Below are 13,670 nucleotides of genomic sequence, written 5' to 3' on the forward strand. Positions count from 1 at the left end.
ACCATCGAGATCTTGTCCCACCGGAATGCGCGAAGTCCTTCGCCGTCCAGGCCCACGATGTCGATATCGTGACCATCCCGGTCATGGAACACGATCTCCCCACCCGTCATGAGCGCCGGAGCCTTCAGCAACCGGTTCATCCCATACGCCAGAGTCGTCTTCCCACACCCCGACTCCCCCGCCAACCCCAGGATCTCCCCCCGGTTCAACGTCAACGACACATCCCGCACCGCCTTCACCGGCGGATCCACCTCATACTCGATCGAGACGTTCCTCGCCGTCAGCACTGCGTCGCTCATGCGGTGACCCCCTTCTTCTTGGCGGCCTTGCGCACGCGGCGGGCAGCATCGGGCGCGTTGCGCAGCTTCGGGTTGATGACTTCGTCGATCGCGAAGTTGATAAGGGCGAGACCTGCCCCGAGGAGGGCGATCATGAGTCCTGGCGGGACGAACCACCACCACGCGCCGCGCCCGAGCGCCTGTCCGGACTGCGCGTCGTTGAGGATCGATCCCCACGTGATCGACGAGTTCGGGCCCAGGCCCAGGTAGGAGAGGCCGGCCTCGCCGAGGATCGCGAAGATGATCGCGAACAGGAACTGCGCCGTGAGCAGCGGGAGGAGGTTCGGCATGATCTCGACGAGGATCACGCGGAACGAACGCTCGCCCGCAACCTTCGACGCATACACGTAGTCACGCGTGCGCAGCGATCGCGTCTGCAGCCGCAGCACGTAGGCGGCACCGGCCCACGAGGTGATGCCGAGCACGAACGCCACGAGCTGCCAGCTGCGCTGCGGCACGAACGAAGCGATCACCATGACGAGCGGAAGCCCCGGGATGACGATCATGACGTTCGTGATGAGGGCCAGACCGTCTTCGCGCCAGCCGCCCAGGTAGCCGGCGAGGACGCCGAACAGCAGCGACAGCACGATCGCGATGGCGCCGGCGGTCACACCGATGAGCAGCGAGCCCTGGGCACCGGTCGCCAGCTGCGCGAACATGTCGTTGCCGAGCTTGGTCGTCCCGAGCCAGTGCTCCGCAGAAGGCGGCTCAAGCGCCGGGTTGGCGGTGCTGCGCGGGTTCTGCGCGAAGATCGGCGCGATGATCGCGAACAGCACGATCGCGAGGACCAGGATCACGCCGACGATGAACTTCGGCGAGGTGCTGGGAAGGATGCGCCGACGCTTGCGGCCCTGCTGCGTCGCGAGCGAGATCGTGCTGGCCGGCGCGGTGGTCGGTGGCTCCTGCGTCAGGAGCGGATTCTTCGTGTCAGACATTCTGGCGAGCCCTCGGGTCGATGAAGCCATAGACGAGGTCCATGATGAAGTTGGCGGCGAGCACCGTGAGCGTGATGACGAGGAACAGCCCCTGCATCAGCGCGTAGTCGTTGTTGGTCACGGCCTGGAACATCAGCTTGCCGATGCCCGGGTACGTGAACACCTGCTCCATGACGATCGATCCGGCGACCACGAATCCGAGCGTGATCGAGAAGCCGGCAATGGAGGGGATCGCGGCGTTCCGTGCCGCATACGTCGTCATGACGCGGCGCGGACGCAGGCCCTTCGCCTCCGCGGTGAGAACGTAGTCCTCCGCGAGCGTCGAGACCATCATGTTGCGCATCCCGAACATCCAGCCGCCGACCGAGCTGATCACGATCGTGATGGCGGGGAGGATGGCGTGGGCCACCGCGTCGCTGAAGAACGCCCACGTGGGCTCCGGGCCGTCCGGGAAGTCGAAGACGTCGTAGCCGCCGAAGATCGGGAACCAACCGAGTCCGACCGCGAACACGGCGACGAGGATCAGGGCCATCCAGAAGTATGGGATCGACTGCAGCACCGTGGTGGCGGGGATCAGGTGATCGACCCAGGTGCCGCGCTTCCATCCGGCCCAGGCGCCGAGCACGACGCCGAGGACGAACGAGATGACGGTCGCGGTGCCGACGAGGATCAGCGTCCACGGCAGCGCTCCGGCGATGAGCTCCGTGACCGGAGTGGGGAACTTGGTGACCGAGACTCCGAGGTCGCCCTGGAACATCCGGCCCCAGTACGCCAGGTACTGCTCCCAGAGGGAGGAGTCGTCGCCACCGAGCAGGAGCTTGATGTTGCGGATCGTGGTCTCGGAGACCTCGCCGCCCGCCCGCTGCATCTTGGCGATCATGATGTCGGCCGGGTTTCCCGGCAGAAGCCGGGGAAGAAGGAAGTTGATGGAGATCGCGGCCCACAGCGTGAACGCGTAGAACCCGATCCTTCGTGCATAGAACTTCATGTCACTAAATCCTGACTTCCTTCTTCCCCGACTCCTCTCTACTTACTTGGCAGGCTGGATCTGCGTCAAGATGTAGCCGGCAGCGATCGCACCCCACGACGGCGGGAAGGCGTAGAGGTTGTCCTCCGTCGGCCAGCCCGTGTAGTCCTTCGTGTTGTAGAAGGTCTGGGTCGCGTTGATGACGAGCGGGATGTAGGGCAGGTCACGGACGATCTCGGTCTGGATCGTGCCGTACAGCTCCTTCTTCGTCGCCTCGTCGTTGGTGCTGATCGCCGCCTGGATCGCCTGGTCGACGACCGGGTTGCTGTAGCGGCTGAAGTTCCAGCGACCGGCAGGGATCTCCGTGCCGACGGGGCTGGTGGACTCGACAGCGGTGCCGCCGAACCAGTCGCGGTAGATCTGGAACGGGTCGGCGACCGAGGTGCCGATGACGCCACCGACGATCAGCTGGAACTCGCCGCCCTGACGGGAGTCGGAGAACTCCTGCCACTGCACGGTCGAGGCCGTGATCTTGATACCGGCTGCCTCGGCCTGCTCGGTGATCAGCTTCGCGGCGTCGTTGTAGTCGGTCCAGCCGTCGACGGAGGTCAGCGTGAGCTCGAGGGGCACGCCGTCCTTCTCGTAGATTCCGCTGGCGCCCTTTGTGTAGCCGGCTGCTTCGAGGATGGAACCGGCCTCGGCCGCGTTGGCCTCCTGCGGGCTGACCTCGTTGGCGGGGTCGGCGACCCACTTCTCGTCACGCGGCAGCAGCGCGAACGTCGGCGAGATGTCGCCGGTGAGACCGACGAACGCCTTGTCCTTGATGGTGGCGCGGTCGATCGCGACGTTGAGCGCCTGGCGCACGGCAACGTCGGTCTGCGGACCGGTGCAGCCGAGCTCGGCGTTCGAGCAGGTGTAGAGCACCGTCGGGTCCTGCGGCGTGTTGATCCAGTCGATCTTGCCGTTGGAGGTCACGTCGTCCGGGTTCGGGATGAACATGCCCGTCCAGTCGAGCTTGCCGGCGGCGAGCAGGTCCTGAGCCGTCTGGTTGTTGTCGACCGCGATGTACTGGACCTTCTTGACGCCGAGCTTGTCGGCGTCGCGGAAGTTCTTGTTCGCGACGAGGGTGTACGACTCGCTCGTGGTCTTGTCGACGACGTACGCGCCGGAGCCCACCGGGTCCTCGTTCGCGAAGTTCGCGAAGTCCTTGACGTCCTTCCAGATGTGCTCGGGGAGGATGTACGTCGAACCGAGACGCTGGAACTCGGTGGTGTACTGCGCCGAGGCATAGGTCAGCACGACCGTGGTGTCGTCGGTGGCCTCAGCCGAGACGAGGCCGTTGCCCTCGGGGTTGTTGGCGTCGTAGTTGAAGGAGAACGCGACGTCCTTGGCGGTGAGCGGCTCGCCGTCGCTCCACTTGAGGTCGGGCTTGATGGTGATGGTGATCACCGTGCCGTCCTCGTTGTACTCGAACGAGTCGCCGATGAGGCCGACCGGCTCGGAGTCCGCGGTCTTGTTGTAGAAGAACAGCGGCTCGTAGATCGGTCCGAGCGCGCCGTGGAGCACGGTCGGCGCGAACGGGTTGTAGTTCGCGGTGATCGGAGTCTGGCTACCGGCCCACACACGCAGGGCCCGGTCGCCGTCGGCGCTTCCGCTGTCGCTGCCGCCGGCGCCACAGGCGGTGAGGCCCAGGGCGAGGACGGAAGCTCCGGCGACCGCGGTGAGCGCGATCTTGCGCTTTCCGTTACGGATCATTTCTGTTGTTTCCTCTCGGTGCTGCACTGCAGGAGGGATCGCCCCGGATGGAGCAGAACCCCGGTGCGGGGTTCGTGGGCCCCGGAGAGGTGACCGGCGGTCACACTCGAAGGGGTTTGTTAGGACAGTAACCTAACAAACCCTGTGCCGACGAACAAGCCTCCTCACGCTCCCCAGATAACGTTTCGGACTCGACCGGAATAGACGTCATCTGCGCCCACTAAGGGTCGCAATGACACTAAGATCATGCAGGAAGGGTTAAGGTTCCAATGACTCAAAGCACTGGCATCCGGGTCGCCGTCTCGACGGTCATCCTCACGCTGCGTCGCACCGACGAGGGGCGCGCCCTGCTCGCACTCCCCCTCGTCCGGCGCACGCGGGAGCCCTTCGCACAGCAGTGGGCGCTTCCGGGTGGATGGCTCACCGCCACCGAGTCCCCGGTCGATGCCGCCGCGCGCACGCTCGCAGAGACCACGGGTCTTGCGCCCAGCTACCTGGAGCAGCTCTACGCGTTCGGAGCCGTCGACCGCTCCCCCACGCGTGTCGTGTCGATCGTGTACTGGGCACTGCTGCGCGAAGACGACGTGAGAGCCCAGAGCGCCGCCCACCGCGCGTCCGGCCACGCCCCCGAGAACGTGCAGTGGTTCGATGTCGACGAACTCCCGCAACTCGCGTTCGACCACACCGAGATCGTCGAGTACGCACTGTGGCGACTGCGCAACAAGGTCGGGTACAGCCGTGTCGCCCAGGGCTTCCTCCCCGCTGAGTTCACGCTCGCCGAACTGCGCGAGGCCTACGAGGCGATCCTCGAACGCACACTCGACCCGGCGAACTTCCGCCGACAGGTCGAGTCCGCCGGCAATCTGCTGCCCACCGACCGCTTCCGCACCGGTAGCCACCGCCCCGCCCGCCTGTACCGCGACAACACCGACATCGAGCTGGCCGATCGTGGCCCCCTCGGCCCCGAAGAAACGAGCACCCGATGAGCATCACCTTCGTACCCGCTCCCGCCGTTCCCCCGCTCGACGCCTCGGTCGACCATGCGATCCAGGCGATCGTCAGCGGCGCATCCACCGACGCGACCTGCGCCACCGACCTCGCCGCGGGCCCCTGGGACTTCGACGCCCGACCGGGATACGGGCCGGGCTCGTCCATGGGCGACGTCATCCCGACCGGAGCCCCGCGCCAGGGCGAGCTTCCCACCGAATACCGGGAGGCGAGCGAAGACGAACTCGACGAGCGCATCCGCGCGGCCAAGGCCACACTCGGCGACCGCATCGTCATCCTCGGCCACTTCTACCAGCGCGAAGAGGTCGTGCAGCACGCGGACTACGTCGGCGACTCCTTCCAGCTCGCGACCGCGGCGAAAGGACGCCCCGACGCCGAGGCGATCGTGTTCTGCGGCGTGCACTTCATGGCCGAGACGGCCGACCTGCTCTCCGGACCTGAGCAGGCCGTGATCCTGCCGAACCTCGCCGCCGGATGCTCGATGGCGGACATGGCCGACATCGACCAGGTCGAGGACTGCTGGGAGCAGCTCGCCGACGTGCTCGGAGACCTCGACACCCCCGACGCCGACGGCCGCGTGCCCGTGATCCCCGTCACCTACATGAACTCCTCCGCCGCGATCAAGGGCTTCGTCGGACGCCACGGCGGGATCGTCTGCACCTCGTCCAACGCGCAGACCGTGCTCGAGTGGGCGTTTGAACGCGGACAGCGTGTGCTCTTCTTCCCCGACCAGCACCTGGGCCGGAACACCGCGAAGGCCATGGGCGTCCCGCTCGCGCAGATGCCCATGTGGAACCCGCGGCGAGCACTCGGCGGTTCCACGTCGGACGAACTCGTCGACTCGCGCGTGATCCTGTGGCACGGCTTCTGCTCGGTCCACCGTCGGTTCACAGTCGGCCAGATCGAGCAGGCCCGCGCCGACCACCCCGACGTGCGGGTGATCGTGCATCCGGAGTGCCCGATGGAGGTCGTCGACGCCGCCGACGAGGCCGGTTCCACGGACTACATCCGTCGCGCCATCGACGCCGCGACCGAACCCACCACCTTCGCCATCGGCACCGAGATCAACCTCGTGCGCCGCCTCGCCGCCCAGTACCCGCAGCACGAGATCTTCTGCCTCGACCCCGTGGTGTGTCCGTGCTCCACGATGTACCGCATCCACCCGGGCTACCTGGCATGGGTGCTCGAAGAGCTCGTGGCGGGGCGCACCCCGAACCGCATCACGGTGTCGGCCGACGTGGCCGATCCCGCGCGCGTGGCGCTGGAGCGCATGCTGGCCGCGAAGCCTCCCGTGAGCGCCGGCGCACGATGAACGTCATCGTCGTCGGGTCGGGCATCGCGGGACTGACCGCGGCCCTCCACGCGCACGAAGCGGGTCACGCGGTGACCGTCGTCACCAAGGGCGCGCTCGGCGACGGATGCACCGGACTCGCACAGGGCGGGGTCGCCGGGATCTACGGTGCGGGCGACTCGTCCGCGCAGCACGCCGAGGACACCCTGGATGCCGGTGCCGGGCTGTCGGACCCCGACGCCGTGCGCGTGCTGGTCGAAGACGGCGCGGCACGGATCGCGGAGCTGGTCGCCCGCGGCGTCGCGTTCGATCGGACGGCGGACGGCACGCTGCAACTCGGGCGCGAGGCCGCCCACCGGCACGCGCGCATCGTGCACGCCGGCGGAGACGCCACCGGTGCCGCGATCTCCGCGGCGCTCATCGCGGCGGTCCGGGCCACGGCGATCGCCGTCGTCGAGCACGCCTTCCTCGTCGACCTCCTCGTGGATCGCGGCGTCACACGCGGCATCCGGGTGCTGATCGGCGGCGTCGGATCGGACCTCGCCGCGGATGCCGTGATCCTCGCCACCGGCGGTGCCGGGCAGCTCTACGCGCACACGACCAATCCGGCCGGGGCCACCGGGGACGGCATCGCCGCGGCGCTGCGCGCGGGTGCGGCCGTCGCCGACCTCGAGTTCGTCCAGTTCCACCCGACGATCCTGGCGTCGGGCCCGGCGTTCCTCATCTCCGAGGCGGTGCGCGGCGAGGGCGCCACGCTGATCGACGAGGAGGGTCGCCGTTTCGCCTTCGACAGCCACCCCGACGGCGAGCTCGCCCCGCGCGATGTCGTCTCGCGATCGATCGCCCGCCAGGCAGCGGCACAGGGCGCACCCGTACGGCTCGATGCCACGATGCTCGGCGCGGCGACCCTGGCAGCGCGATTCCCCACGATCGATCGCGTCACGCGCGAGCGCGGCTTCGACTGGTCGCGCGACCCGATCCCGGTGACACCGGCCGCGCACTACCTGATGGGCGGAGTCGTCACGGATCGCGACGGCCGCAGCACGGTCCCGGGGCTCTTCGCCGTGGGTGAGGTCGCCTGCACCGGCGTGCACGGCGCGAACCGGCTCGCCTCGAACTCGTTGCTCGAGGGTGCGGTGTTCGGGGCACGTGCCGCCGCCGCTCTGGGGACGAGCCGTATCGCCGGGACTCCGACAGCCGATGACCGGGCGGACGGTGTCGATGATCGCGGGCATTCCCGTCTCACCGCACCCGACTTCTCCCGGTCGGCCCTGCAGCAGCTGATGTGGGACGAGGTCGGGCTGCTGCGCACGCGCGACGGACTCACCCGCGCGCTCGACACCCTGCAGGCCTGGACCACCGCAGCGACGACACCCACGACATCCCGTGCGCAGGAGGACGCGAACCTGCTCGTCCTCGCCGAAGCCACCGCGCGCGCCGCTCTTCGTCGAACCATCTCGGTCGGCGCCCATCACCGTGTGGACGCCGAGGCCGACGCCACGCCGACCCGCACCTCGATCCTGGAGACCGTCTGATGCTCACTCACGCGACCCTGAACCGCGTCGTCGGTGCCGCCCTCGAAGAGGATGCCCCCTGGGGCGATCTCACCAGCACGACGCTGTTGCCCGCCGATGCCACCGCCACGGCCGACCTCGTCGCCCGCGAGGCCGGAGTGTTCAGCGGAGGCGAGGTGTTCGCCGCCGCGTTCGCGCTGACCGATCCCTCACTGGCGGTCGACCTGCACGTCGGCGACGGAGACGAGTTCGCCGCCGGTGATGTGCTCGCCTCGGTGTCCGGCTCGGCACGCGGCATCCTCACCGCGGAGCGCGTCGCCCTGAACTTCACGCAGCGGATGAGCGGCATCGCCACCCTCACCGCGGCCTACGTGGCTGCGATCGACGGCACGGCGGCACGCATCGCCGACACCCGCAAGACCACCCCTGGACTGCGTGCTTTCGAACGCCACGCGGTCGAGTCGGGCGGGGGTCGCAACCACCGGTACTCGCTGTCGGACGCGGTGATGGCGAAGGACAACCACCTCGCCGTGCTCACCCGTTCCGGCCTCGACCTCGCCACGGCGCTGCGCGAGTCGCTGTCGCGGCTCCCCCACACCACGCACGTCGTCGTCGAGGTCGACCGCCTCGACCAGATCCCCGCCGTGCTCGACGGGGGTGCGCACACCGTGCTGCTGGACAACTTCTCCCTCGATGACCTGCGCGCTGGCGTCGCCCTGATCGGGGAACGCGCGCAGGTCGAGGCCTCCGGCGGCGTGAACCTCGACACCGTCGGCGACATCGCGCGCACCGGCGTCGACGTGATCTCGGTCGGCGCCCTGACCCACTCCGCGCGCGCCCTCGACCTGGCCCTGGACCTGCGGATCGACTGACACGCATGCTGTATCTCGACCACGCTGCGACCTCCCCGGTGCGACCGGAGGTGCTCGCTGCCATGGGCCCGTATCTGACGGGTGTGTTCGGCAACCCATCGAGCCACCACACCGCGGGCGAATCCGCGGCGAGCGCGCTCGACGATGCCCGCGCCCGCGTCGCTCAGATGCTCGGGATGCGCACGGGCGACGTGGTGTTCACGGCCGGCGGCACCGAGGCGAACAACCTCGCCGTCAAGGGGATCGTGCTCGCGGCCCTCGCTACCGGACGTCGACACCTCGTCGTGTCGCCGATCGAGCACGAGTCGATCCTGGAGTCCGCTGCCTACCTCACCCGCTTCCATGACGTCGAGGTGACGCAGGTGCCGGTGGATCGCGTCGGCCGGATCACGCCCGTCGCGCTTGCGACCGCGATCCGGGACGACACCGCGCTCGTCTCGATCGGGCATGCGAACAACGAGATCGGCACGATCCAGGATTCGGTGGCGCTGGCCGCCGTCGCGCGGTCGGCAGGTGCTCCGCTGCACCTCGATGCCGTGCAGTCGGCGGGCTGGCTGCCGCTGCAGGGTCTCGGCGCCGATGCCGTGTCGATCGCGGGGCACAAGCTCGGCGCCCCCAAGGGCATCGGTGCGCTGGGCGTACGTGGGCGGGTGCCGCTCGAACCACTGTTGCACGGCGGCGGTCAGGAGCGTGGCAGGCGCTCGGGCACCGAGAACGTCGCCGGCGCCGTGGGGCTCGCGACGGCTCTGGAGCTCGCCGAGCGCGAGCGCGAGACGGCGGCAGCCACCGTCGGGGCGGCGACCACGCGCTTCATCGCGCTGGTGCTCGACGCCGTCCCGGAGGCCGAGCTCACGGGTGATCGCGACCATCGTCTGCCCGGGACGGCGAGCTTCACGTTCGCGGGCACCAGCGGCGAGGCCGTGCTGCTCGAGCTCGAGCGCCGAGGAGTGATCTCGTCGAGCGGCTCCGCGTGCGCCGCAGGCAGCGACGAGCCCTCCCACGTGCTCCTGGCATCCGGTGTGCCCGCCGAGGTCGCCCAGACATCGGTGCGGTTCACCTTCGGACGGGATGCTCTCCCCGACGATGCTCCCGAGCGCCTGGCAGCGCTGGTCGCGGAGTCGGTGCGCGCGGCCCGAGGGTGAGAGACAGCCATAGACTCGGCTGGTGACTGCCTCCGCCCCGATCGTGACGCTGATCGTCCCCGGTCGTGACATCGCCGCGTTCGCTCCGGCCGCCCTCGACTCGCTCCGCGCGCAGACCGAATCCCGCTGGCACGCGATCCTGATCGATGACGGCTCGACCGACGACACCGGGGCGATCTTCGCCCACGCCGCCGCGGACGACGACCGGTTCCGCGTGGTCCGCCACGACGCGTCCCGGGGCCTCGGAGCCGCGCGCAACATCGGCCTCGCTCTCGTCGACACCCCCTTCGTCGGCTTCCTGGACGGCGATGACGAACTCCGCCCCGCCGCCCTCGCGCGCCTCACCGGCACTCTCGAACGCACCGGAAGCGACTTCGTGGCCGCTGCCTACGTGCGCTCCCGCCTGCACGGCGATGCCTACGTCGCAGGGCGCGTGCAACCCTGGGTCGCCGCAGCCACCGCCCCGGAGCGGCTCGGCACCACGCTCACGGAGCACCCGCGTGCGGTGTCGAACATCGTCGCCTGGTCGAAGGTGAGCCGCACCGCCCTCTGGGACGATCTCCGCTTCCCCGAGGGCGTCGCCTACGAGGATCAGATCGTCGCCCAGCTGATGTACACGCGGGCACGAGCCTTCGACGTGATCCCCGACGTCGTCGTGGAATGGCGGCTCCGCGCCGACGGCACCTCGATCACCCAGAGCAAGGCGCAGCTGAGCGTGCTGCGCGACTACCTGAAAGCGTTGCGCGGCGGCATCCGCGTGCTGCACGATGCGGGAGCTCGTGCGTCGGTCACGGCCCGCCTCGACCTGATCCTCGCGATGGATATCGCACCTCTGCGGGAGATCGCCGGCTCCCATCCGGACTCCGCCTACGCCGCCGAGGTCGACGCCTTCATCGCCGAGCTGCGCGCACTGCCCGAGTTCGCCGACGCCGCTCCCGATCCCGCCCTCGCCGCCGCGCTCGCGTGGTGACCCCGCTCCCCACGACCACCTGAGGAACACATGAACGACTATCTCGCCTCGCTGTTCTCCCTCGAAGGCCGCACCGCCGTCGTCACCGGCGGCAGCTCCGGCATCGGCCGGGGCATCGCGACCGCGCTCGCCCAGGCGGGAGCTGCGACCGTCATCGTCGCACGCGGCGAGGACCGCATCCACGACACCGTCGAAGACCTCCGTGCTCGCGGCTGCCGAGCCGCCGGCATCGTCGGCGATCTCAGCACCCGGCAGGGCATCCACGCCGCCGCGGAGGCCGCCACCGCGCCGTTCGGCGAACCCGACATCCTGGTGAACTCCGCCGGGATCAACATCCGCCCGCCGTTCGCCGAGATCACCGAGGACGACTGGGATGCGACCATGACCGTCAACGCGCTGGCACCGTTCCTGCTCGGTCAGCGGTATGCGCAGGGCATGGCGGAGCGCGGCTACGGCAGGCTCATCCACATCAGCTCCCAGCAGGCACACCGCGCGTTCGTGGGCAGTGGCATCTACGGCGCCTCCAAGGGCGCGGTCGAATCACTCATGCGCTCGGAGGCCGAAGCCTGGGGCGACAGCGGTGTCACGAGCAACACGCTCGTACCCGGATTCGTGCTCACCCCGTTGAACGCGCGGCTGCAGCAGGACCCCGAGAAGGTGGCCGAGCTCGCCGCACGCACCATGATCGGACGCAACGGGCTGCCGAGCGACTTCGCCGGCGCCGCAGTGTTCCTCGCCGGCGCGGGCTCGGGCTACATCACCGGGCACTCGCTGTTCGTCGACGGCGGGCTGTCGGTGCACTGAGCCGGTCGGTGTCTCAGGTCTCCGGCGGATAGACCCGTTCGTCGGGTCGAGGGGCAGCCAGCAGCGGCACGGCCGCAGTGATGGCCGCGACGGCGTCGGCGCCCGCCGAATCCGCGGGCGCGCGATCGGCCCGACGATCGGCGAATGCCGGACGCTCTCCCCCGGTCACCGCCTGCTCGACCGCGACCTCGGCGTCGAGCACACGCGACGCCGCGACCTGCTGGGCCGCGAGCTCGGCGTAGAGGCCGCCCCGTGCGAGGAGCTCGGGATGCGTTCCCGACTCGACGATCCGCCCCGCTTCGATGACATGGATCACGTCGGCGCCCATGACCGTCGAGAGCCGGTGCGCGATCGAGAGGGTCGTGCGTCCCTTCGCGGCTTCGTCGAGGGCTTCCTGCACCACGCGCTCCGAGACGGTGTCGAGCGCCGATGTGGCCTCGTCGAGCAGCAGGACGGGCGGGTCCTTGAGCAGCACGCGGGCGATCGCGATGCGCTGCTTCTCTCCGCCGGAGAGCCGGTACCCGCGCTCGCCGACCACCGTGTCGTAGCCCTGCTCGAACCCGGCGATGATGTGGTGGATGTTGGCCGCTGTGCACGCGGCGATGAGCTCTTCCTCGGTGGCGTCCGGTTTGGCGTAGCGGAGGTTCTCGCGGATCGTGGCGTGGAACAGGTAGGTCTCCTGCGACACGATGCCGACGTGGTCGATGATCGACTCCTGCGTGAGCGCGCGCACGTCGGCGCCGGCGAACAGCACCGCTCCGCCCTTCGCCTCATACAGTCGCGGCGCCAGGTAGAGGATGGTCGTCTTGCCTGCCCCGGACGGGCCGACGAAGGCCACGTGCTGGCCGGGCTCCGCGACGAAGGAGACGCCGTCCAGCGTCGGCCGCGCATCGGCGGAGGCATCCGGATAGCGGAAGACCACCTCGGCGAACTCGATGCGCCCCCGCGGCCCCGGCGCCTCGTCGACCGCGATCGCGTCGGGCGCGTCCTGGATCTCCGGCACCAGATCGAGGTACTCGAAGATGCGGGCGAACAGCGCCGACGATGTCTGCAGATCGAGCGACACCCGCATGAGTCCCATCAGCGGCATCAGCAGACGGGCCTGGACGGTCGTGAAGGCGACGACGGTCCCCGCGGTGATCGCCCCCGTGCCGCCCGCGATCAGGTATCCGGAGACCAGGTAGATCACGGCGGGAACGCTCGCCATCAGCACCTGGACGACGGCGAAGAAGCCCTGGCCGCTCATCGCCCGACGCACCTGCAGGGTCACCTGGTTGCGGTTCTCGGCCTGGTAGCGCTCCGACTCGGTGCGCTGGCGGTTGAACGCCTTCGACAACAGCATCCCCGACACGCTCAGCGTCTCCTGGGTGATCGAGGTCAGCTCCGACAGCGACTCCTGGGTCTCGCCCGCGATCCGCGCGCGCACCTGCCCCACCTTGCGCTGCACGAAGATCAGGAACGGCATCATCACGACCGCGATGAGGGTCAGCCGCCAGTCGATCAGGATCATGGCGACGAGTGAGGCGACCACCGTCACGACATTGCCGAGGATGCTCGTCACGGTGTTGGTGAGCACTCCCGAGACACCGCCGACGTCGTTCTGCAATCGGGACTGGATGACGCCGGTCTTGGTGCGCGTGAAGAAGCCGAGTTCCATCGCCTGGAGGTGCTCGAAGAGCTTGACCCGCAGGTCTCCCGTCACGCTGTTGCCGACGGTCGCGGTCAGCCACGTCTGCGCGACGCCGAGCGCAGCGGAGAGGAGGAACAGCGCGACCATCAGAGCCACGAGCCAGGCGAGCAGAGTGAGGTGCGGGCCGCCTCCGGCCACCGGGAACAGCGCATCGTCGAAGATGCGCTGCACGATCAGCGGCGGGATCACAGCGATGGCAGCACCGAGCACCACGAGGATTCCGGTGAAGAAGATGCGCCACTTGTAGGCACGGAACAGCGCAATCACCCGGGAGCCGAGGCCGCTGATGCGCGGGGCTTCGGAATTCTGTCTCCGCTGGGCCTCCTCGTCGACACCTCGGAAACCGCCCCGCGGTCCCCCGCCCATTCCGCCGCCCATGCTCAT

General features: G+C 69.0%; 12 protein-coding genes. 7 read left to right on the forward strand and 5 right to left on the reverse strand.

Annotated features, from left to right (window positions below; all coding sequences use genetic code 11):
* The 4 genes from WFM69_RS15675 to WFM69_RS15690 all read right to left on the reverse strand — a co-directional run.
* Positions 1-299, reverse strand: a 299-nt coding sequence (locus WFM69_RS15675; protein ID WP_337006299.1) for an ATP-binding cassette domain-containing protein, incomplete at its 3' end; no start/stop codon positions are given.
* A complete protein-coding gene (locus WFM69_RS15680; RefSeq protein ID WP_337006301.1) occupies positions 296-1,273 on the reverse strand; it encodes an ABC transporter permease in 978 nt (325 codons plus the stop codon). The genes WFM69_RS15675 and WFM69_RS15680, both read right to left, overlap by 4 nt.
* On the reverse strand, positions 1,266-2,261 hold the full coding sequence (locus tag WFM69_RS15685; RefSeq protein WP_337006303.1) for an ABC transporter permease: 996 nt from the start codon (positions 2,259-2,261) through the stop codon (positions 1,266-1,268). Before WFM69_RS15685 ends, WFM69_RS15680 begins: the two co-directional genes overlap by 8 nt.
* A gap of 42 nt (positions 2,262-2,303) precedes the next feature.
* Entirely contained in the window at positions 2,304-3,995 is a 1,692-nt protein-coding gene (locus WFM69_RS15690) for an ABC transporter substrate-binding protein (RefSeq protein WP_337006305.1), read from the reverse strand.
* A gap of 269 nt (positions 3,996-4,264) precedes the next feature.
* Between WFM69_RS15690 and WFM69_RS15695 the strand changes: the two genes are divergently transcribed.
* Genes WFM69_RS15695 through WFM69_RS15725 form a run of 7 tightly spaced genes read left to right on the forward strand, consistent with a single transcriptional unit; the run spans position 4,265 to position 11,596 of the window.
* Complete coding sequence (locus WFM69_RS15695) at positions 4,265-4,981, forward strand: NUDIX hydrolase (protein ID WP_337006307.1); 717 nt, start codon at positions 4,265-4,267, stop codon at positions 4,979-4,981.
* A complete protein-coding gene (gene nadA, locus WFM69_RS15700; protein WP_337006309.1) occupies positions 4,978-6,315 on the forward strand; it encodes a quinolinate synthase NadA in 1,338 nt (445 codons plus the stop codon). The genes WFM69_RS15695 and nadA overlap by 4 nt, the downstream gene beginning before the upstream one ends.
* Positions 6,312-7,829, forward strand: a complete 1,518-nt coding sequence (gene nadB / locus WFM69_RS15705; RefSeq protein ID WP_337006311.1) for an L-aspartate oxidase — start codon at positions 6,312-6,314, stop codon at positions 7,827-7,829. The genes nadA and nadB overlap by 4 nt, the downstream gene beginning before the upstream one ends.
* Entirely contained in the window at positions 7,829-8,680 is an 852-nt protein-coding gene (gene nadC / locus WFM69_RS15710) for a carboxylating nicotinate-nucleotide diphosphorylase (RefSeq protein ID WP_337006314.1), read from the forward strand. The genes nadB and nadC overlap by 1 nt, the downstream gene beginning before the upstream one ends.
* A gap of 5 nt (positions 8,681-8,685) precedes the next feature.
* Positions 8,686-9,822 carry a cysteine desulfurase family protein gene (locus WFM69_RS15715; RefSeq protein ID WP_337006316.1) on the forward strand — a complete coding sequence of 379 codons (1,137 nt, stop codon included), beginning with the start codon at positions 8,686-8,688 and terminating at the stop codon, positions 9,820-9,822.
* Positions 9,823-9,844: 22 nt separating this feature from the next.
* Positions 9,845-10,792: a glycosyltransferase family 2 protein gene (locus tag WFM69_RS15720; protein WP_337006318.1), complete on the forward strand. Its 948-nt coding sequence runs from the start codon at positions 9,845-9,847 to the stop codon at positions 10,790-10,792.
* A gap of 30 nt (positions 10,793-10,822) precedes the next feature.
* Positions 10,823-11,596, forward strand: a complete 774-nt coding sequence (locus WFM69_RS15725) for an SDR family NAD(P)-dependent oxidoreductase (protein WP_337006320.1) — start codon at positions 10,823-10,825, stop codon at positions 11,594-11,596.
* 13 nt (positions 11,597-11,609) lie between these two features.
* Here the strand turns inward: WFM69_RS15725 and WFM69_RS15730 are convergent, their stop codons facing one another.
* Complete coding sequence (locus tag WFM69_RS15730) at positions 11,610-13,664, reverse strand: ABC transporter ATP-binding protein (protein WP_337006501.1); 2,055 nt, start codon at positions 13,662-13,664, stop codon at positions 11,610-11,612.
* Positions 13,665-13,670 lie beyond the last annotated feature (6 nt).

It is taken from the genome of Microbacterium sp. LB12 (assembly GCF_037150835.1).
Classification (GTDB): Bacteria; Actinomycetota; Actinomycetes; order Actinomycetales; family Microbacteriaceae; genus Microbacterium.

What these genes read in the sequence shown, in the direction of transcription:
- nadB (WP_337006311.1), top strand. Translation starts at nt 6,312, where the DNA reads ATGAACGTCATCGTCGTCGGGTCGGGCATCGCGGGACTGACCGCGGCC.
- WFM69_RS15695 (WP_337006307.1), top strand. Translation starts at nt 4,265, where the DNA reads ATGACTCAAAGCACTGGCATCCGGGTCGCCGTCTCGACGGTCATCCTC.
- nadC (WP_337006314.1), top strand. Translation starts at nt 7,829, where the DNA reads ATGCTCACTCACGCGACCCTGAACCGCGTCGTCGGTGCCGCCCTCGAA.
- WFM69_RS15690 (WP_337006305.1), bottom strand. Translation starts at nt 3,995, where the DNA reads ATGATCCGTAACGGAAAGCGCAAGATCGCGCTCACCGCGGTCGCCGGA.
- WFM69_RS15730 (WP_337006501.1), bottom strand. Translation starts at nt 13,664, where the DNA reads ATGGGCGGCGGAATGGGCGGGGGACCGCGGGGCGGTTTCCGAGGTGTC.
- WFM69_RS15680 (WP_337006301.1), bottom strand. Translation starts at nt 1,273, where the DNA reads ATGTCTGACACGAAGAATCCGCTCCTGACGCAGGAGCCACCGACCACC.
- nadA (WP_337006309.1), top strand. Translation starts at nt 4,978, where the DNA reads ATGAGCATCACCTTCGTACCCGCTCCCGCCGTTCCCCCGCTCGACGCC.
- WFM69_RS15725 (WP_337006320.1), top strand. Translation starts at nt 10,823, where the DNA reads ATGAACGACTATCTCGCCTCGCTGTTCTCCCTCGAAGGCCGCACCGCC.
- WFM69_RS15715 (WP_337006316.1), top strand. Translation starts at nt 8,686, where the DNA reads ATGCTGTATCTCGACCACGCTGCGACCTCCCCGGTGCGACCGGAGGTG.
- WFM69_RS15685 (WP_337006303.1), bottom strand. Translation starts at nt 2,261, where the DNA reads ATGAAGTTCTATGCACGAAGGATCGGGTTCTACGCGTTCACGCTGTGG.